The organism is Caulobacter sp. CCNWLW153, from assembly GCF_036889365.1.
GTDB lineage: Bacteria > Pseudomonadota > Alphaproteobacteria > Caulobacterales > Caulobacteraceae > Caulobacter > Caulobacter radicis.
Genome location: NZ_JBAKFV010000013.1, coordinates 167,602 through 186,371 on the forward strand (window position 1 = coordinate 167,602; position 18,770 = coordinate 186,371).

15 protein-coding genes are annotated in these 18,770 nt (G+C 68.9%); 8 read left to right on the plus strand and 7 right to left on the minus strand.

Going from position 1 to position 18,770, the window contains the following annotated elements; all coding sequences use genetic code 11:
* The first annotated feature begins 91 nt into the window (after nucleotides 1-91).
* On the plus strand, nucleotides 92-2,005 hold the full coding sequence (gene dipM, locus V6S85_RS19770; RefSeq protein ID WP_334349995.1) for a cell division endopeptidase DipM: 1,914 nt from the start codon (nucleotides 92-94) through the stop codon (nucleotides 2,003-2,005).
* A gap of 85 nt (nucleotides 2,006-2,090) precedes the next feature.
* On the opposite strand, the gene sodC is transcribed toward dipM, so the two are convergent.
* Nucleotides 2,091-2,615, minus strand: a complete 525-nt coding sequence (sodC, locus tag V6S85_RS19775; protein WP_116488633.1) for a superoxide dismutase[Cu-Zn] — start codon at nucleotides 2,613-2,615, stop codon at nucleotides 2,091-2,093.
* Nucleotides 2,616-2,729: 114 nt separating this feature from the next.
* On the opposite strand from sodC, the gene gyrA reads away from it, so the two are divergent.
* From gyrA to V6S85_RS19800, 5 genes are all read left to right on the plus strand, one after another.
* Entirely contained in the window at nucleotides 2,730-5,486 is a 2,757-nt protein-coding gene (gene gyrA, locus V6S85_RS19780) for a DNA gyrase subunit A (RefSeq protein WP_334349996.1), read from the plus strand.
* A 21-nt stretch (nucleotides 5,487-5,507) separates the two neighbouring features.
* Complete coding sequence (gene coaD, locus V6S85_RS19785) at nucleotides 5,508-5,996, plus strand: pantetheine-phosphate adenylyltransferase (RefSeq protein ID WP_058349426.1); 489 nt, start codon at nucleotides 5,508-5,510, stop codon at nucleotides 5,994-5,996.
* A 231-nt stretch (nucleotides 5,997-6,227) separates the two neighbouring features.
* Entirely contained in the window at nucleotides 6,228-7,073 is an 846-nt protein-coding gene (locus V6S85_RS19790) for a peptidylprolyl isomerase (protein WP_116567471.1), read from the plus strand.
* A gap of 15 nt (nucleotides 7,074-7,088) precedes the next feature.
* The gene (locus V6S85_RS19795; protein ID WP_116567469.1) at nucleotides 7,089-7,970 is read left to right on the plus strand and encodes a peptidylprolyl isomerase; all 882 of its coding nucleotides are present in this window, start codon (nucleotides 7,089-7,091) and stop codon (nucleotides 7,968-7,970) included.
* Nucleotides 7,971-8,066: 96 nt separating this feature from the next.
* Complete coding sequence (locus V6S85_RS19800; RefSeq protein ID WP_116567467.1) at nucleotides 8,067-8,534, plus strand: peptidylprolyl isomerase; 468 nt, start codon at nucleotides 8,067-8,069, stop codon at nucleotides 8,532-8,534.
* A 51-nt stretch (nucleotides 8,535-8,585) separates the two neighbouring features.
* Here V6S85_RS19800 and V6S85_RS19805 read toward each other — a convergent pair whose 3' ends face one another.
* Nucleotides 8,586-9,566: an endonuclease/exonuclease/phosphatase family protein gene (locus tag V6S85_RS19805; RefSeq protein ID WP_334349997.1), complete on the minus strand. Its 981-nt coding sequence runs from the start codon at nucleotides 9,564-9,566 to the stop codon at nucleotides 8,586-8,588.
* Nucleotides 9,567-9,715: 149 nt separating this feature from the next.
* Here V6S85_RS19805 and queA point away from each other — a divergent pair, with 149 nt between their 5' ends.
* Both queA and tgt read left to right on the plus strand, forming a co-directional pair.
* Nucleotides 9,716-10,822: a tRNA preQ1(34) S-adenosylmethionine ribosyltransferase-isomerase QueA gene (gene queA / locus V6S85_RS19810; RefSeq protein WP_334349998.1), complete on the plus strand. Its 1,107-nt coding sequence runs from the start codon at nucleotides 9,716-9,718 to the stop codon at nucleotides 10,820-10,822.
* A complete protein-coding gene (gene tgt, locus V6S85_RS19815; protein WP_334349999.1) occupies nucleotides 10,823-11,938 on the plus strand; it encodes a tRNA guanosine(34) transglycosylase Tgt in 1,116 nt (371 codons plus the stop codon).
* A 1,147-nt stretch (nucleotides 11,939-13,085) separates the two neighbouring features.
* On the opposite strand, the gene V6S85_RS19820 is transcribed toward tgt, so the two are convergent.
* The 5 genes from V6S85_RS19820 to V6S85_RS19840 form a co-directional block, all read right to left on the minus strand.
* The gene (locus tag V6S85_RS19820; RefSeq protein ID WP_334350000.1) at nucleotides 13,086-14,375 is read right to left on the minus strand and encodes an outer membrane protein transport protein; all 1,290 of its coding nucleotides are present in this window, start codon (nucleotides 14,373-14,375) and stop codon (nucleotides 13,086-13,088) included.
* Between the two features lie 320 nt (nucleotides 14,376-14,695).
* Nucleotides 14,696-15,604, minus strand: a complete 909-nt coding sequence (locus tag V6S85_RS19825) for an SDR family NAD(P)-dependent oxidoreductase (RefSeq protein ID WP_116567456.1) — start codon at nucleotides 15,602-15,604, stop codon at nucleotides 14,696-14,698.
* A 201-nt stretch (nucleotides 15,605-15,805) separates the two neighbouring features.
* Nucleotides 15,806-16,798, minus strand: coding sequence for an HlyD family secretion protein (locus tag V6S85_RS19830; protein ID WP_116567454.1), 993 nt, complete (start codon nucleotides 16,796-16,798; stop codon nucleotides 15,806-15,808).
* 1 nt (nucleotide 16,799) lies between these two features.
* Nucleotides 16,800-17,564 carry an ABC transporter ATP-binding protein gene (locus V6S85_RS19835; RefSeq protein ID WP_116488621.1) on the minus strand — a complete coding sequence of 255 codons (765 nt, stop codon included), beginning with the start codon at nucleotides 17,562-17,564 and terminating at the stop codon, nucleotides 16,800-16,802.
* Nucleotides 17,561-18,703 carry an ABC transporter permease gene (locus tag V6S85_RS19840; protein WP_116567452.1) on the minus strand — a complete coding sequence of 381 codons (1,143 nt, stop codon included), beginning with the start codon at nucleotides 18,701-18,703 and terminating at the stop codon, nucleotides 17,561-17,563. Before V6S85_RS19840 ends, V6S85_RS19835 begins: the two co-directional genes overlap by 4 nt.
* Between the last annotated feature and the right edge of the window lie 67 nt (nucleotides 18,704-18,770).

An 18,770-nucleotide genomic window follows, 5' to 3' on the forward strand; every position in this document is an offset into this window, starting at 1 on the left:
CCACAGGTTCGGCGACGTCGCGCGTATTTGGTTAAGGTTTGATTTACCCTTGCGGCGGCGACTTGAAGGCTCCGCGAGGAAAGGAGAGGTCATGAGGCAGTTGTGGACGCAAGCGGCGGTGATCGCGCTGACGGCTGGAACGCTCGCGGCCTGCGAGACGACCGGCGCCCAGTATCCCACCCGCGCCGACGCCGGCGTCAGCCCGCCGCTCGTCCAGGCTCCGCCCGCCGTCCAGACCCCGCCGCCGGCCGCCCAGCCGCCTGAGGACGACGCCCCGCCGGTGACCGCGCCGGTCGCCGCCGGCGCCGTGTCCAGCCAGCCGCTGTCGCCCGTGCCCTCCGATATTCCGCCGCCGCCCCCGCCGCCGGCCGACAGCCGTCCGATCCCGGCGCCCGTGCAGCAGCAGCCTGCCATGCGCCCGGTCGTGGTGACGACCACCGGCGGCAAGGTCGTCGACGTCAGCGGCGGCCCGCAGACCTACACCGTCCAATCCGGCGACGGCCTCGACGCCATCGGCCGCAAGATGGGCATCTCGCGCGTCGAGCTGGCCAAGCTGAACGACCTGGAAGAGCCCTACCGCCTGAAGCCGGGCCAGAAGCTGAAGGGCCCCTCCACCAAGGCCAAGGCCTACGTGGTCGAGAGCGGCGACACCCTCAGCGCCATCTCGCGTCGCTTCAGCGTCACCCCGGCCGCCCTGGCCGAGGAAAACGACCTCTCCACCGGCGCCTCGATCCGCGCCGGCCAGAAGATCCGCCTTCCGGAAGGCTACAAGGACAAGGGTCCGTCCAGGACCACGGTGATGCAGCCGGTTCCGGGCGGCTCGTCCACCCTGGCCGGCGCCGCGCCGTCGCGTCCCGCGCCGACCGCTTCGGCCCCGTCGATCGGTTCGCGCCCGGCCGCCGCGCCGCCGCCCTCGCGTCCTGTCGTCGACGACGAGCCGGCTCCTGCCGCGACCACCACCACGACCGTCAGCATCACCGGCAAGGTGATCGAGGTCGCCGGCAAGCCTAAGATCCATACCGTGAAGTCGGGCGACGCCATCGACTCGATCGCCCGCGATCTGGGCACCACCCGCAAGGACCTGGTCGAGGACAACGACCTGAAGGCCCCGTACGTGATCCGTCCGGGCCAGAAGCTCAAAGGGCCGGCCACCACCGACAAGGCCTATGTGGCCGAAAGCGGCGACACCCTGGCGGGCATCGCCAAGCGCTTCAACGTCAGCGTCTCGGCCCTGGCCAAGGAAAACAACCTGCGCACCGGCGCGTCGGTCAAGAAGGGCCAGAAGGTCGTCCTGCCCGACGGCTACAAGGACCGCGGCCCTATCCGCACGACGGTGACGACGCCCGCGCCGCGGCCCGTGAGCCCCATGGCGACCCCGGCCCCGACCACGACCGCCCAGGCCCCGATCGGCGCCTCGCCGGCTCCCGCGCCGTCGACCAGCGGCCTGCCGTCCAGCCCGCGCCCCTACACGCCGTCGGGCTCGGCCTCCAGCTATCCGCGTCCCAGCGCGCCGGTCTCGGCCCAGCCGATCACCCCGCCGCCGGCCCCGTCGCGCCCGATCATCGAGAGCAGCGCCCCGCCGACCGAGGCCGAGATCACGGCCGCCGGCCGCGGCCGCTTCGTCTGGCCGGTGCGCGGCGAGACCATCTCGGACTTTGGTCCCAAGGGCACGGGCCAGCGCAACGACGGCCTCAACATCCGCGCCTCGGCCGGCGCTCCGGTCAAGGCCGCCGCCTCGGGCGAGGTGGTCTACGCCGGCAACCAGGTGCCGGGCTTCGGCAACCTCGTGCTGGTCAAGCACGCGGACGGCTGGGTCACGGCCTACGCGCACCTGGCGACCACCGACGTCAAGATGCGCCAGCAGGTCGGCCAGGGCGAACAGCTCGGCACCGTCGGCCAGACCGGCGGCGTCAACGAACCCCAGCTGCACTTCGAGGTCCGCTACGCCCCGACCCCGAAGGACAAGGCCAAGCCGATCGACCCGGGCCTGGTGCTGCCGCGCTGAGGTAGGGCATCCCAAAACAGAAACGGCCTCCGGAGCGATCCGGAGGCCGTTTTCGTTTCCGCCCGCTGGGGGAAGAGGGAAGGGGCTACTTCACCACCCCGCAGGCGCTGCGCGCGCCGGCGCCGCCGATCGGCTGGCTGGTGTGGTCGTCGGGGCTGGCGTGGATGACGATGGCCGAGCCGTCGGCGTCCAGCAGGGCCGGTCGGCCGCCCGCGCCTTTCAGCGACACCAGCGGCGAGAACACCTCGGTCACGGCCGAACCGTCGGCGGCGGCGTAGAGGTTGGGCAGGTCGCCGTTGTCGTTGCCGTTCGGGTTCAGCAGGCCGTGGACCACCGTGGCGGTCGTATGAACGTGGGCGCCGGCCGACTTGAAGTCGGGCGCGCCGCAGTCGCCCTTCTCGTGGAAGTGCAGGCCGTGCCAGCCGGGCGTCAGGCCCTTGGCCTCGATCTTCAGCAGCACGCCGTGCGGGGCCTCGGTGATCGTCCCGGTTCCGATCGTCTTGCCGTCGGCGCCCTTGATCTCGGCGGTCGCGGTGGCGGGCGCGTCGGCGGCGGAGGCCGTGGTGGCGGCCACGAGGCCGGCGGCGAGGAAGAGGGCGGTCAGACGCATGAAACTGCTCCGGTTCGCTTAGGAACGTTGGGGCGGCGAAGGTGGCGCCGTCCGTGTCAGAATGCTAACTGTTTCCGACTGTTCCGTGTTCGATTCTGACGGCGAAAAATCCCCTTGAACGACGATCAAAACACTCTGCCTCCCGAAGGGCCGCGCGGAGACATCGCCCCGATCAACATCGAGGACGAGCTGCGCCGCTCGTATCTCGATTATGCGATGAGCGTCATCGTCAGCCGCGCCCTTCCGGACGCGCGCGACGGCCTCAAGCCGGTGCACCGTCGGGTGCTGTTCTCGATGCACGAGCAGGGCCAGACGCCCGAGCGCCCGTACGTCAAGTCAGCCCGCGTCGTCGGTGACGTCATGGGTAAGTATCACCCGCACGGCGACGCCTCGATCTACTTCACCCTGGTGCGCATGACGCAGTCGTTCTCGATGGGCCTGGTGCTCATCGACGGCCAGGGCAACTTCGGCTCGGTCGACGGCGATATGCCCGCCGCCATGCGATACACCGAGTGCCGCATGGCGCCGCCGGCCATGTCGCTGCTGGCCGACCTCGACAAGGACACGGTCGACTTCGCCGACAACTACGACGGCAAGGAGCAGGAACCCACCGTCCTGCCGGCGCGGATCCCCAACCTGCTGGTCAACGGCGCGGGCGGCATCGCCGTCGGCATGGCCACCAACATTCCGCCGCACAACCTGGGCGAAGTCATCGACGCCTGCCTGCTGCTGATCGACGAGCCCGAGGTCACCACCGACCAGTTGCTCGACCTCGTGCCCGGTCCGGACTTCCCGACCGGCGGCGAGATCATCGGCCGCTCGCCGCCGCGCAACGCGCTGCTGACCGGGCGCGGCTCGGTCGTCATGCGCGGCGTCGCCAGCGTCGACGAGATCCGCACCGGCCGCGAAGCCATCATCATCACCGAGATCCCGTATCAGGTGAACAAGGCCAACCTGGTCGAGCACATCGCCGAGCTGGTCCGCGACAAGAAGATCGAGGGCGTCGCCGACATCCGCGACGAGTCCAACCGCGACGGCATGCGCATCGTGGTCGAGCTCAAGCGCGACGCCTCGGGCGAGGTGATCCTCAACCAGCTCTATCGCTTCACGGCGCTGCAAAGCTCGTTCGGCGTCAACATGCTGGCCCTGAACCGCGGCCGTCCCGAGCAGATGGGCCTGCGCAAGCTCCTGGAAGTGTTCGTCGAGTTCCGCGAGGAAGTCGTCGTCCGCCGCACCAAGTTCGAGCTGGGCAAGGCCCGCGATCGCGGCCACGTCTTGGTCGGCCTGGCCATCGCCGTGGCCAATATCGACGAGTTCATCCACATCATCCGCTCGTCCAAGGACCCGGCCGAGGCGCGCGAGCGCCTGGTGGCCAAGGCCTGGCCGATGGGCGACATGCTGCCCCTGGTCGAGCTGATCGCCGACCCGCGCTCGGTGCAGGAAGACGGCGGCTTCATCCGCCTGACCGACGAGCAGGCCCGCGCCATCCTGGCCCTGACCCTGTCGCGCCTGACCGGCCTTGGCCGTGACGAGATCGGCAACGAGGCGGCCCTGCTGGCCGAGGCCATCCGTGGCTATCTCGAACTGCTGTCCGACCGCGCCAACATCATGGCCGTGGTCCGCGAAGAGCTGGTCGAGGTGAAGGACAAGTTCGCCATTCCGCGCCGCTGCCAGATCGTCGACGGCGACGCCGACATGGAAGACGAAGACCTGATCGTTCGCGAGGACATGGTCATCACCGTCACCATGGGCGGCTACGTCAAGCGAACCCCGCTGGCCAACTACCGCACCCAGCACCGGGGCGGCAAAGGCAAGTCGGGCATGGCGACCAAGGACGAGGACGCCGTCACCCGCGTGTTCTCGGCCTCGACCCACGCGCCGCTGCTGTTCTTCACCTCGGGCGGCAAGGTCTACAAGATGAAGGTGTGGCGCCTGCCGCTGGGCGCCGCCAATTCGCGCGGCAAGGCGTTCGTCAACCTGCTGCCGATCGAGCCGGGCGAGACCATCACCTCGATCCTGACCCTGCCCGAGGACGAGGCCACCTGGGACGGCCTGGATGTGATGTTCGCCACCCGCTCGGGCAGCGTGCGTCGCAACAAGCTGTCCGACTTCGTCGACGTCCGCCGCAACGGCAAGATCGCCATGAAGCTGGACGAAGGCGACGGCATCGTCGGCGTCGCCGTCTGCAACGGCGAGCAGGACGTGCTGCTGACCACGGCGGCGGGCCGCTGCATCCGCTTCTCGGTCGACGAGGTGCGGGTGTTCGCCAGCCGCGATTCCACCGGCGTGCGCGGCGTGAAGCTGGCCTCGGGCGACACCGTCATCTCGATGGCCGTGCTGCGCAGCGTCGACGCCACGCCGGCCGAACGCGCCGCCTACCTCAAGCACCAGCGCGCCCTGCTGCGCGCCGCTTCGGGCGAGGAGGGCGACGAGGCCCCCGCGCCGGAGGAGACCGATGAAGAGGCCGGCGAGGCCAACCTCACGATCGAGCGCATCGCCGAGCTTGGCGCGGCCGAGGAGATCATCCTCACCATCTCGTCGGAAGGCTACGGCAAGCGCACCAGCGCCTACGATTTCCGTCGCACCGGTCGCGGCGGCCAGGGCCTGGCGGCCCAGGATCTGTCCAAGCGCGGCGGCAAGCTGGTGGGCTCGTTCCCGGTCGACGAGAGCGACCAAATCCTGCTGGTGACGGACGCCGGTCAGCTGATACGGTGCCCCGTCGCGCAAATTCGTGTTGCGGCGCGGAATACTCAGGGCGTAACCGTCTTCCGCACGGCGGCGGACGAGCATGTCGTGAGCGTCGAGCGCCTGGCCGAGGCCGGCGGCGACGAAGGGCAGGACGACGCAAGCGGGGCGGAAGAGACCCCGTAAGTCAAAGGCGCAGGGGGTTTCATGCGTATCGGTCTTTATCCCGGGACCTTCGATCCGGTCACCAACGGCCACCTCGACATCATCGGTCGGGCAGTCAAGCTGGTCGACAAGCTGGTCATCGGGGTAGCTGTCAACATCGGCAAGAACCCCCTGTTCTCGCTCGACGAACGGGTCGCCATGCTGCAGCGCGAGACGGCGCACCTGAGCGGCGCCGTCATCGAGGTCCGGCCGTTCGACAGCCTGCTGATTCACTTCGCTCGCGAGGTGAACGCCCAGATGATCGTCCGCGGCCTGCGGGCCGTGGCCGACTTCGAGTACGAATTCCAGATGACCGCGATGAACCAGCAGATGGATCGCGAGATCGAGACCGTCTTCCTGATGGCCGACCCGCGCCACCAGGCCATCGCCTCCAAGCTGGTCAAGGAAATCGCCTCGCTCGACGGCGAGGTCGGCAAGTTCGTCAGCCCCGGCGTCGCCACCGACCTGATCGCCAAGATCAAGGCGCGTTGATCCCAAGATCCTCCCCCTGTGGGGGAGGTGTCGCCAAAGGCGACGGAGGGGGGACGTTTTCAGCCGCGCTGCGCCTGAAGTTCTCCCCGCACCGATCGCTGCGCGATCGCCTCCCCCAGAAGGGGAGGTTCGTTGCGCGGGCCGCCCACAAGTGGCCGAAATCATCGACAAAGCTTGTGGTTCCGCTCCGCCCGTTCTACGCGGGGCGACGAGATCTGTTCGGGGAAATCCATGAAGTCTGCGTTCCGCGTTCTCGGCGTCGCCGCCCTGGCGCTCGTTTCGGCTACGGCCGCTTCCGCTCAAGTCGCCGCCCAAAGCGCCGAATGGCGTACGCCCGATCCGGAGAACGTACTGGTCGTCGAGACCAACAAGGGCCGCATCGTCGCCGAGCTGGTTCCCGAGGCCGCGCCGGGCCATGTCGAGCGCGTGCGCGAGCTGGCGCGGGCCGGCTTCTACGACGGCCTGACCTTCTTCCGCGTCATCGACACCTTCATGGCCCAGACGGGCGATCCCAAGAACGACGGCACCGGCGGCTCGGACAAGCCCGACCTGACGGCCGAGTTCAGCTTCCGCCGCCCCGGTTCGGGCGGTTCGTTCGCGCCGGTCGGCAAGGTCGGCTCGCTGGAGACCGGCTTCGTCGGTCCGCTGGCCGTGACCAGCCAGTCGTCGATGCTGGCGGCCATGACCGCCGACGGCAAGGTGCAGGCCTGGGCCAACTTCTGCCCCGGCGTGCTGGGCATGGCCCGCGCCGGCGACCCCAACAGCGCCAACAGCCAGTTCTTCTTCATGCGCCAGCACTATCCGTCGCTGGAGAAGGCCTACACGGGCTTTGGCCGCGTGCTGTCGGGCCTGGAGGTCGTGCGCGCCATCAAGACCGGCGAGCCGGTCGCCGACCCGCAGGACAAGATGCTCAGCGTCAAGGTGCTGGCCGACATCCCGGCCGACAAGCGCCCGACCGTGCAGGTGATGGACACCCGCAGCGCCGCCTTCGCCGAAGTGGTCAAGAAGAAGCAGGCCGAGCTTGGCGCCGGCTACAACATCTGCGACGTGGAAGTACCCGCGAAGGTCAGCAAGTAAGCCGAGGTCGACTGAATGCGCCTGCCGATCGTCTCCGCCGTCGCTCTTCTGGCCGCCGCGGCGGTTGTCCCGGCGGCGCAGGCCGCGCCCAAGGCCAAGCGGGCCAAGGCCGCCGCCGTCGCGGCGCCGGCCGGGCCCCGCGAATCCGACTGGCGCACGCCGGCGCCGGACACGGTGATGGTCATCGACAGCACCAAGGGCCGGATCCTCGTCGAGCTGGTCCCCGAGGTCGCGCCCGCCCACGTGGCGCGCCTGCAGGAACTGACCCGCGAGGGCGTCTACGACCGGCGCACCTTCTTCCGGGTCATCGACCGCTTCATGGCCCAGACCGGCGATCCGGAGGACACCGGGCAGGGGGCTTCGAGCAAGCCCAACCTCAAGGCCGAGTTCACCTTCCGCCGCGACCAGGCCCTGCCGTTCGTGGTCGCCGCCTCGCCGGCCGGCACGGAAGTGGGCTTCCTGAAGTCGCTGCCCGTGGTCAGCCAGGCGCTGAGCTGGAACACCATGACCAGCGACAAGAAGGTCGCCGCCTGGGGCACCTACTGCCCGGGCGTCCTGGGCATGGCCCGCGACGACGCGCCCGACAGCGCCAACAGCCAGTTCTTCCTGATGCGCCAGCCCTATCCGTCGCTGGACAAGCGCTACACCGCGTTCGGCCGGGTGATCTCGGGCCTGGAGGCGGTGCGGGCCATCAAGACCGGCGAGCCGGTGGCCGACCCGCAGGACGAGATGACCAGGGTGCGCCTGCTGTCCGACATCCCGGAAGCCGAGCGCCCCAAGGTGAGGGTGATCGACCCGAACAGCCCGTGGTTCCGGGGCCAGATCGCGGCCGTTCGGCGGGCCAAGGGCGCGGATTTCTCGGTCTGCGACCTGGAAGTCCCCGTCAGCGTTCAGTAACGGCGGTTCACAGCCGCTTTGCGGCGGGCTAAAGAGCGCCAGACTCAATTTCTCCGGCGGGCCTCGCTCGCCAAACCCCGTACCGAAGGGACGACCATGTCGGCTGACCTCGAAAACACCCTGATCCTGACGCTCGAGACCGGTCCGGTCACCATCCAGCTGCGTCCCGACCTGGCCCCCGGCCACGTGGAGCGGATCAAGGAACTGGTCCGCGAGGGCTTCTATGACGGCGTCGTCTTCCACCGCGTGATCCCGGGCTTCATGGCCCAGGGCGGCGACCCGACCGGCACCGGCCGCGGCGGCTCCTCCAAGCCCGACCTGAAGGCCGAGTTCTCGGCCGAGCCGCACGTGCGCGGCGTCTGCTCGATGGCCCGCACGCCGGATCCGAACTCGGCCAACAGCCAGTTCTTCATCGTCTTCGACGACGCCACCTTCCTGGACAAGCAATACACCGTCTGGGGCGTGGTCACCGACGGCATGGATCACGTCGACAGCCTGCCCAAGGGCGAGCCGCCCCGCGCGCCGGGCAAGATCGTCAGCGCCAAGATCGCCGCCGACGCCTAAAGTTCAAAGAGGGCCCCTTCGGAAACGGAGGGGCCCTTTTTCTTTGCGCGCCTAGCCGCGCCGCAGCGTGATCACCACCGGCCGGTGGTCCGAGCCCAGGTGCGGGCCGCGCTTGACCGACACCGTCTTCCACTGCTTGCCGGCATAGAGGTGGTCGATCGGCATGAACGGGAAGGGCGCCTTGAGCAGGCGGGTGAACGAGCCCGATGGCCAGGAGGGCAGGGCCAGGGTCCGGCGCTCCAGGCCGAACAGCCTGTCCTGTCGGCGCAGGCTCCACGACCAGGGCGTGGAGTTGAAGTCGCCGGCGACGATCATCGCCTTCTTGTCGAAGCCGTTCAGCATTTCGGCCAGGCGACGGCTCTGGGCCTGCTGGGCGCCGGCCGGGATAGGCCAGACATAGTGGGTGGCCACCACCGTGAACGGGCCGTTCGGATCGGCCAGGGTGGCCCAGGCCACCGACAGCGGCCGCTCGCGGTCATAGACGCCGCCCCGGGCGACCATCTTCTTCTTGCTGAAGATCCAGGTGTCGCACGGGCGGGTGTTGCCCACGCAGGAGACCACGAACGGATAGAGCCTGCGCAGCGGGCCGATCAGCGGCCAGGCGCTGCCGCCGCCTTCCTCGACGAAGAGGACGTCCGGATCCTCGGCCAGCACCCATTCCAGGGCCTGCGTCGGGTCGTCGTTCGAGGCCCAGACGTTGAACTGCATGACCTTCAGCGTCGCGGGACCCGGGTCGAGCTTGCGGGTCTGGGCGGCGATCAGTTCGGGGGCCATCAGGCCGCCGTGGGCCAGGATCGCCACCACGCCCATGACGACGATCGCCCAGCGCTCGCTCCGCCGCGAGACGATCGCCCCGACCAGGGCGCCGGCCAGGCCCACGACCAGCCAGACCGGCGCGAAGTGGTTGGCCACGTCCAGCCGGTCGCTGAAGGCGCCGCCGAGGCCGGCGAGGCCGAGCGCCAGGGCCAGCATGACGAGGGCCAGGGCCGTGCCGCGGCAGAACAGTCGGGCAAGGTGCAGGATCAGTTGCATGACTTCGCCCTTAGCACGGGCAGACGACGGTCGTGCAGGCCGGCATGCGTTTCTAAGCCCCCGGCGTAGCGGTTGCGCAGCCGCGCGGCGCCGATGCGGCCGCGCCGCGCCTTGACCTCGCGCCCCCTTCGTGGCCTTGAAGCCGGCCCATGCGCCTTTCCGACTTCGATTTCGACCTTCCTGACGACAGCATCGCCCTGCGCCCGGCCGAGCCGCGCGACAGCGCGCGCTTTCTCGTCGTGCGCCCGGGGCAGGCTCTTCAGGACCGCATCGTCCGCGACCTGCCCGATTTCCTGCGCCCTGGCGACGCCTTGGTGTTCAACGACACCCGAGTGATCCCCGCCCGCCTGTCGGGCCTGCGCGAGGGCCGCACGACCGGCGGGGCCGACGGAACGCCGGTGGCCGTCGAGGCGACCCTGCACCGCCGCATGGCGCCCGACCGCTGGAGCGCCTTCATGCGCCCGGGCAAGCGGCTTAAGGCCGGCGACCGGGTGGCCTTCGCCGCCCAGGGTTCGGTCGCGTGCGAGGCCGAGCGCCTGGACGCCACGGTGGTCGAGAAGCACGAGGGCGGCGAGGTCGTTTTGGCCTTTGACCTGTCGGGCCCCGACCTCGACATCGGCATCGCCCGGCATGGGATGATGCCGCTGCCGCCCTACATCGCCGCAAAGCGGGCCGAGGACGACCGCGACCGCGCCGACTACCAGACCGTCTATGCCCGCGAGGACGGCTCGGTGGCCGCCCCGACCGCGGGCCTGCACTTCACGCCGGACCTGCTGGACGCGCTGAAGGCCAAGGGCGTTTCCCTGCACTTCGTCACCCTGCACGTGGGCGCGGGCACCTTCCTGCCGGTGAAGACCGACGAGGTCTCCGAGCACAAGATGCACGCCGAGTTCGGCGAGGTCAGCGCGCAGACGGCCGAGGCCCTCAATGCCGTCCATGCCGCCGGCGGCCGCATCGTCTGCGTGGGCACCACGTCCCTGCGCCTGATCGAGAGCGCCACGGGCGAGGACGGCGTGGTCCGGCCGTTCGCCGACGAGACGGCGATCTTCATCACGCCCGGCTACCGCTTCCGGGCGGTCGACGTGCTGATGACCAATTTCCACCTGCCCAAGTCGACCCTGTTCATGCTGGTCAGCGCGTTCGCCGGTCGGGCGATGATGCGCGCGGCCTATGAGCACGCCATATCGACGGGCTACCGCTTCTATTCCTATGGCGACGGCTCGCTGCTGTTCCGCGCCGAAACCGAGACCGTCTAGATGGCCGCCTTTCCCTTCGAGATCAAAGCCACGGACGGCAAGGCCCGGACGGGCGTGCTGAAGACCCCGCGCGGCGACATCCGCACGCCGGCCTTCATGCCGGTGGGCACGGCCGGCACGGTCAAGGCCCTGACGGTCGACCAGGTCAAGGACACCGGCGCGGACATCATCCTGGGCAACACCTATCACCTGATGCTGCGCCCGACGGCCGAGCGGGTGAAGCGCCTGGGCGGGCTGCACAAGTTCATGCGCTGGGACAAGCCGATCCTGACCGACAGCGGCGGCTTCCAGGTGATGAGCCTGTCGGGGATCAGCAAGGTCACCGAAGAGGCCGTCACCTTCGCCAGCCATATCGACGGTGCCAAGCACGTGCTGAGCCCCGAGCGGTCGATGGAGATCCAGGCCGACCTGCTGGGCAGCGACATCGTCATGCAGCTGGACGAGTGCGTGGCCTGGCCGGCCGAGGAGAAGCGGGCGCGCGAGGGCATGGAGCTGTCGGCGCGCTGGGGCCTGCGTTCCAAGACCGCCTTCGGGACCCGCGACACCCAGGCGCTGTTCGGCATCCAGCAGGGCTCGACCTTCGAGAACCTGCGCCGGGAGTCGTCGGAGCGCCTGCAGGAGATCGGCTTCGACGGCTACGCCATCGGTGGTCTGGCCGTCGGCGAGGGCCACGAGGCGATGTGCGAGGTGCTGGACTACGCGCCGGGCCTGTTGCCGGCCGACAAGCCGCGCTACCTGATGGGCGTGGGCAAGCCCATCGATCTCGTGGAGGCCGTCTGGCGTGGCGTCGACATGTTCGACTGCGTGCTGCCGACCCGTTCGGGCCGCCACGGCCAGGCCTGGACCTGGGACGGGGCGATCAACATCAAGAACGCCCGCTTCGCCGAGGACGAGAGCCCGCTGGATCCGACCAGCGACTGCCCGGCCAGCCGCGACTATTCCAAGGCCTATCTGCGCCACCTGTTCAAGGCCGAGGAGATCTTGGGGCAGGTGCTGCTGTCGTGGCACAACATCGCCTTCTTCCAGGCCCTGACGGCGGCCATGCGGGACGCGATCGCCGAGGGGCGGTTCGAGCAGTTCCGGCGGGAGTTCGCGGCGAGGCAGAAGGGCGGGTAGGGCGCGCTGCGCGCGACCCCCTCCGGCCCTCCGGGCCACCTCCCCCAGAGGGGGAGGATCTTGGGGCCCGGCTTTGCGGCCTCTCGCGCGAAATCGCAGAGTTAGTGGAGAGGGCGCGGGGCGTCCGGGCTTCGCCCGGATGTGTGTGTTTCAAGTACCGTTTCGACGAAGCTGGACGCCCCGCGCGATCATTGTTCCTCAGGCCGGGACGCGCGGGCCTCTTCCGCCCTTTGTCCCTTCCCCATGCAATGCGCCCCCGTTTCTTGACGGCCAAGCGTGCATGGCGGCGCGAACCCTTGGACGGGCGGGAGCCTATTTGGGCAAGCTCCCGATGGATGGGTTTACGTCCCCCATCCTCATTTAAGCTTGGCCCGGCCCTGCTCACGCAACTCCGGCGGCCCCGCTCGATCGCATCCACGTCGCACGCTTCGGGCCGGATCCTTGCGCCCTCTCCCCGCGACGGGACCCGATGATTATTGCGCCGGGATTTGGCGCGTCTGATCCAGCACGCTGAGAAAGTTGGAAGTGGTTGATTGGGTTCAGGTCTGTTTGCTGAACGCCGGGGATCCACGCTGCTCTATCCCCGTCCACCTTCCCCTTCTCCCTGGAGGGAGAAGGTGGCCTGCGAAGCAGGTCGGATGAGGGGTTAGGGACGGTCGACGGCGTGCCGGCACGCCGGCTGGCGGCGTAACCCCTCACCCTCCCGGGCGGTCGCCTGGGCCCCTCCCTCTCCCTTCAGGGAGAGGGTCTGGGGAATGGCCGGCCAGCGCCTCGGAAGCTGAAGACGGGCCCCCACCGGCCTTTGGCCGCCTCCCCCACAGGGGGAGGTTCCTCATGGGCGCCTTCCTGGGTCTTGTGCCCAGGATCCAGGGGTCAGCCTGCTCAGACCTTTCGAGTTCGGCTCAGGTTTGAGCGGCGGCCGGCATGGGCCCTCGCCACGAGGGCGAGGGAGGCGGGTGTGGTGGGCAGGGAGAAGCGTAAAAACACCTGGGTCCCCGCTTTCGCGGGGATTTACGGGTGGGGGCTTGCGACGGCGGCGCAAGCGGGACCGGCGTCACCCGCCAACGGGAAGGGCTTTGGAAGACAAACAAAAAGGCCGCCTGGATCGCTCCAGGCGGCCTTTCCGCATTTCAGAGGCTGGGAAGCCTTAGAACGTCCAGCGGACGCCGGTCGACAGGACCGTGGCGTGGCCGGTGGCCAGGCCGTTGAGGGTCACCGACGAGCCGGTGGCGGTGGTGTCGGTGCGGTGGATCTCGGAATCGTCGAACGCGATGTAGGTCGCGGCGATGTCGAGGTTCAGGTTCGGCTTGGCCGCCCAGGTGGCGCCGACGGCGTAGAGCATGCGGTCGCCGTCCGGCACGCGGGCGGTGCGGCCCTCGTCCGGGGTCGGGGTCGGGTCCTTCTGGACGCCGCCGCGCAGGGTCAGGCGCGGGGTCAGCTGGTGATCCACGCCCACGGCCACGGTGGTGATGTCCTTGTAGTCCTGCTCGCTGACCGAGCCGCCGCCGGCGAAGGTGACGCGGATGGCGTCGAACTCGCTCCAGCCGACGCGGGCGACCTGGGCGTTCAGGGTGGTCTTGGGGGTCACGGCCCAGCGGGCGCCGAGGGTGGCCATCCACGGAGTGGTGATGGTGGCTTCACCGGCGACGGTGCGGTTGGCGGCGGTCGGCAGCGGGGCCAGGATGCCCGAGACCGCGACGTCGCCCTTCAGGGTGTGCTCGGTCTTCGAACGGTAGCTGGCGCCGAAGGTCAGGGCCGGAGTGGCGTGGAACTGGGCGCCCACGGTCCAGCCGTAGCCCCAGCCGTCGCCGGTCAGTTCCTGGCGGCCGTCGCCTTGCAGCGGCGAAGCGTTCGGCAGGGCGTTCGACAGTTCGGCGTCGGCGTAGACGCCGCTGATGCCCACGCCCAGGTCGAGCTTGTCGTTGACGCGGTAGGCCAGGGTGGCCTGCAGGTCGGCCGTCGTCAGGCGCGACTTGATGGCGTCGTAGCGAGCCCAGCTGTTGGCTTCGTACTCGGTGGTGAAGTTGTAGGGCGCGGCCATCGACAGGCCGACGACGATCTTGTCGTTCAGGCGCCAGGCGCCGGCGAAGTTAGGCACCACGCCGTCGTTGATGACGTCGGTGGCCGTGCCCGTGCCGCCCACCGGGGTGGTGACCGGAACCGGACGGGTGATGGTCGAGCCATTGTTGGTGACCTTGGAGTTCACCAGCACGGCGTGCAGGCCGCCGTAGACTTCGGCGTGCTCGACGCCGGCGATGGCGGCAGGGTTCCACCACAGGCTGGCGGCGCCGCTGTCGGCGACTTCGCCCGAATAGGCGCGACCGGCGCCGCGGGCGGATTGTTCCTGCAGGTAGAAGCCCGAGGCGGAGGCTTGCGAAGCGGCGGCGAGGGCGGTGAGCGCGGCGCCGGCGGCGAGGACTTTACGCGAGAGAGCCATGTGACTGACAGACCTTCTTGGGGAGGTTAGGTCCAACCAACACCTTGCGATGCTGGAGGTTGCCGCCGGCTCTAACGCATCTTTTCAAAAACCGTTGCTATTTATTCGCGTAACGGTGAATTTTGTTCTCGGCGTCAAAGAAAACGTGCCTTTTTGGCCTCTATTCATTCGTCGTTATGTCAAAATGAGTGCTTTCCCTTAGGTAAAGGCTTGTATTCGCCGCAATTCTTTCAGGTCGAGTTTTTTGTAATTTACGTCAAATGTGGCGATCACGGGCGCGGATGTTCCGGCGCCCGTGATCACGGCGTCCCGATGGGAGGTCAGCCGCCAGCCAGCTTGCGGAAGAACTTCTGGCCCTGCTCGCCGCCGTTGAAATAGGCCTGCTGGCCCGGCTCGGCGGTGATTGCTTCCCAGCTGTCGCGAACTTCCTCGGCCGAGAGGCCGCCTTCGCCCAGATAGACGCCCTCGGTCTCGAAGATGCGGGCCAGGGCGAAGACGCCGGCCCCGGCGGTGAGGATCGCGCCGGTGGGGGCGTCCTCCGACACCAGGTAGACGACGCCCGGTGTGACGTATTCGGGATTCAGCTTGGCCAGGATCTCGGGCGGCATCAGGCCCTCGGTCATGCGGGTGGCCGCGACCGGGCTGATGGCGTTGATCTTGACGTTGTTCTTGGCGCCTTCGAGCTTCAGCGTGTTCATCAGGCCCAGCACCGCCATCTTGGCCGCGCCGTAGTTGGACTGGCCGAAGTTGCCGTACATGCCCGAGGACGAGGTGGTGACGACGATGCGGCCGTAGTTCTGGGCCTTCATGATGTCCCAGACGGCCTTGATCGGCTTGAAGGTGCCGAAGACGTGGACCTGGATGACCGCCTCGAAGTCGGCCAGCTCCATCTTGGTCAGGGTCTTGTCGCGCAGGATGCCGGCATTGGCGACGAGGATGTCGATGCGGCCCCACTTGTCGATGGTGGTCTTGACCAGGTCGGCGACGCCGGCGTCGTCGGTGACCGAGGCGCCGTGGGCGATCGCTTGCCCGCCGAAGGCCTCGATCTCGGCCACCACGGCCTTGGCGGCGTCGGACGAGCCGCCCGAGCCGTCGACGCTGCCGCCCAGGTCGTTGACCACCACCTTGGCGCCGCGACGGGCCAGTTCCAGGGCGTGCTGGCGGCCAAGCCCGCCGCCCGCGCCCGTGACGATGGCCACCTGACCGTCGAAGCGAATGTCGTCCGCCATGCCCTTAGATCTCCCTCAAACGCGTGTTTGGTTTGCGCGTTTGTGCGACCGCGAGGAGGGGGCGTCAAGAAGGATCGCCATCCGCAAACAGGGGCGAAACCTCGCCCTTCGACAAGCTCAGGGTGAGGTTTTCCGGCGACCGCGCTTGCCAATGGTCCTCATCCTGAGCTTGTCGAAGGACGAGGACCACGCGCGGGTCGATCAGGTCTTGGCCGGATCGGGCGACTGCGGGCCGGTGCGCTTGGCGCCGGCGGTCTGGCCCGGCTTCATGAACTTCACCAGCACGCGCTGGCCGATCAGGAAGGGGGTCTCGTCGGCGCTGACCACCACCTCGACCACGCGGGCGTCGGTGCGCTCGGACGGGTCGTCCGATTGCAACTTGCGGGCCCCGAACACGGCGGCGCGGCGCAGGACTTTGCCGGTGTAGGTCTTCTTCTGGTCGGCCTCGGGGATGATCTCGACCGACTGGCCGATGGTGACGAACGGGATGGCCGACTCGCTGATCTCGGCGCGGACGATGCGGGCGGTGGACGGCTCGAGGTCGAACATCGAGGTGACGTTCAGGGTCGAGGCGCCCGAGCCGGGATTGGCGTAGCGGCGGGCGATGCGGCCGTCGGCCGGGGCGCGGATGATCGTCAGTTCCTGGTTGTAGCGGGCCTGGTTCAGCTGGGCCGCGAAGGTGGCCACCAGGGCGCGCTGGGCGTCGAGCTCGGCGTCGGCGCCGGCGATGGCGTCGCGGGCCTGGTCGAGGCGCTGGCCGGCCACGAAGTTCGAGGCGGTCAGGCCCTGAAGGCGGGCGTACTCGCGCTGGGCCGTGGTCTTGCGGACCTCAAGCACGCGGATCTGGGCCTTGGCCTGGGCGAGATTGGCCGACGCGGTCTCGGCGGCCAGGCGGACGTCGTCGTCCTCCTGCTTGGCCAGCGGCTGGCCCTTGTGGACCATGTCGCCTTCCTGGACGTAGACCTCGCTGACGATGCCCTGGCGGCGGGCGGCGACGGCGATCATGCCGCCCTCGACATCGGCCTTGCCGTCGGCGACGGCCCCGTAGGGGGTGGCGGGCGTGGCGGCGGCGGTCTTGGCGGCCTCGACCTTCTTGGCCTTGGCCTGGCTCTGCATCCAGAGGCCTCCGCCGAGGATGGCGAGGGCGCCGACGGAGATCAGCCAGAAGCGGCGACGACGGAACAGGGCGGGCATCTCAGGCTCCGATGAGAGGACGGTCGGCCGCGGCGGGCGCGGGCTGCGACGTGACGCGGCGGTCGTCGAGGATGCGGCCGTCCTCGATGTGGATGACGCGGTCGGCGAAGGATTCCATGCGGTGGTCGTGGGTCACGCAGATCACGGCCGCCCCATGCTCCTTGGCCGCCCGCTGCAGCAGGCGGGTGACGATCTGGCCGTTCTCGCCGTCGAGGGCCGAGGTCGGCTCGTCGGCGAACAGCAGCCGGGGCTGCTTGGCCAGGGCGCGGGCGATGGCCACGCGCTGCTTCTCGCCGCCCGACAGCTCGGACGGGCGCTGGTTGACGCGGTGGCCAAGGCCCACCTCGTCGAGCGCGACCATGGCCATTCGGCGGGCCTCGGCGACGTCGTAGCCCTGGTACTTCAGCACGGTGGTGACCTGCTGCAGGGCGGTGAGGGCGGGGAACAGGTTGAAGCCCTGGAAGATGAAGCCGCAGTTGTCGAGGCGGAACTTGTCGATCCGGCCCGACGGCAGCGACCACAGGTCCTGGTCCATGGCCCTGACCCGGCCTTCATCGGGCCGCAGCAGGCCCGACAGGCAGGCCACCAGCGTCGACTTGCCCGAGCCCGAAGGGCCCATGACCATGGTCACATCGCCGTGCAGGGCGTCGAAGTCGACCGATTTCAGCACCTCGATATAGGTGCGGCCGGTCTTGAAGCGCTTCTGCAGGCCCTTGGCGACGATCGCGGTCTTGCCCGGGGTGAGGAGGTGAGGGGATTGGCTCATCGCAGCAGATCCGCCGGTTGGCTCTTCTTGAGGATGCCCAGGGCCAGCAGGCCCGAGACGATGGCGATCAGCATCAGGAACCCGGCCGAGGCGATCACCATGGGGATCGGGAAGCTCATCGGCAGGCCGCCCATCTTGGCCAGCTGCGAGACGGCGCCGACCAGCACGGCGGTGGCCGCCAGGCCCGCGATGCCGGTCCAGAAGCCCAGCTCGATGACGATCATCCGCAGCGAGCCCATCGACACGCCCAGGGCGCGCAGGGAGGCGAACTCCTTGATGTTGGCCAGGATCGCGCCGCGCAGGGTCTGGGAGGTGATGCCCACGCCGATCAGGAGGCCCAGGAACACCGAGAAGCCCAGCATGATGCCGATGAAGCTCTCCTTCATCATCGCGCCGTCGTTGGCTTCGGACAGTTCGGCGCGGGTCCAGGCGCGGTAGGCCTTGTCGGAGGTCGCGTTCAGCTGGTCGCGGACGATCTCGGCGCGGGCCGGGTCCTTGATGCGCACCATCAGCGGGCCCACCCGGCTGCCGGTCGAGGCCTGGCCCAGCAGGCGCAGGGTGTCGCGCGAGACCACGACGGTCGGCTGCATCATGTTCGGATAGCCGTCGAGGATATAGCGGATGTAGACGGTCTTGCCGTTGATGCTGGCGCGGTCGCCCAGCTTCTGGATGCCCAGCTTGGCCATGCCGGTGCGGTCGATCGCGACCGAGTAAGGCTCCAGCAGCGCCACGCGGATGTTCTCGTTGTAATCGCGCGGCCAGGTCACCGCGTCGCTGCGGGTGTCGACCGCCGAGGTCTGGATCCACTCGCGCACGCGCTTCTTGCCAGGCGGCGGGTCGTTGCTCCACATGCCGCCGCCGCCGTCGAGATCGGCGACCTCGACGACCTCGGGGTGCATGTACATCTGGGCCATGACCCGGCGCGGCAGGCCGTTGCCGCCGTTCATCAGGCTCTCGGCCTTGGGGCCCAGCACCATGATGTCGGCCGGCGAGCGGTCGATGGTGGCGGTGAACGCCTTGCCGATGCCGGTGAACATCCCGACCTGGGCGAGCACCAGCAGGCCCGAGAAGGCCAGCGCGATGATCGCCGCCAGATATCGCCGCCATTCGTACAACAGTGTGGCCAACGCCAGCGACATGCCGACACGCTCCCCCAATCAACGGTTGCACAAGAACAGCGCAGAACCGCTCAGGCCAAGTTAAATC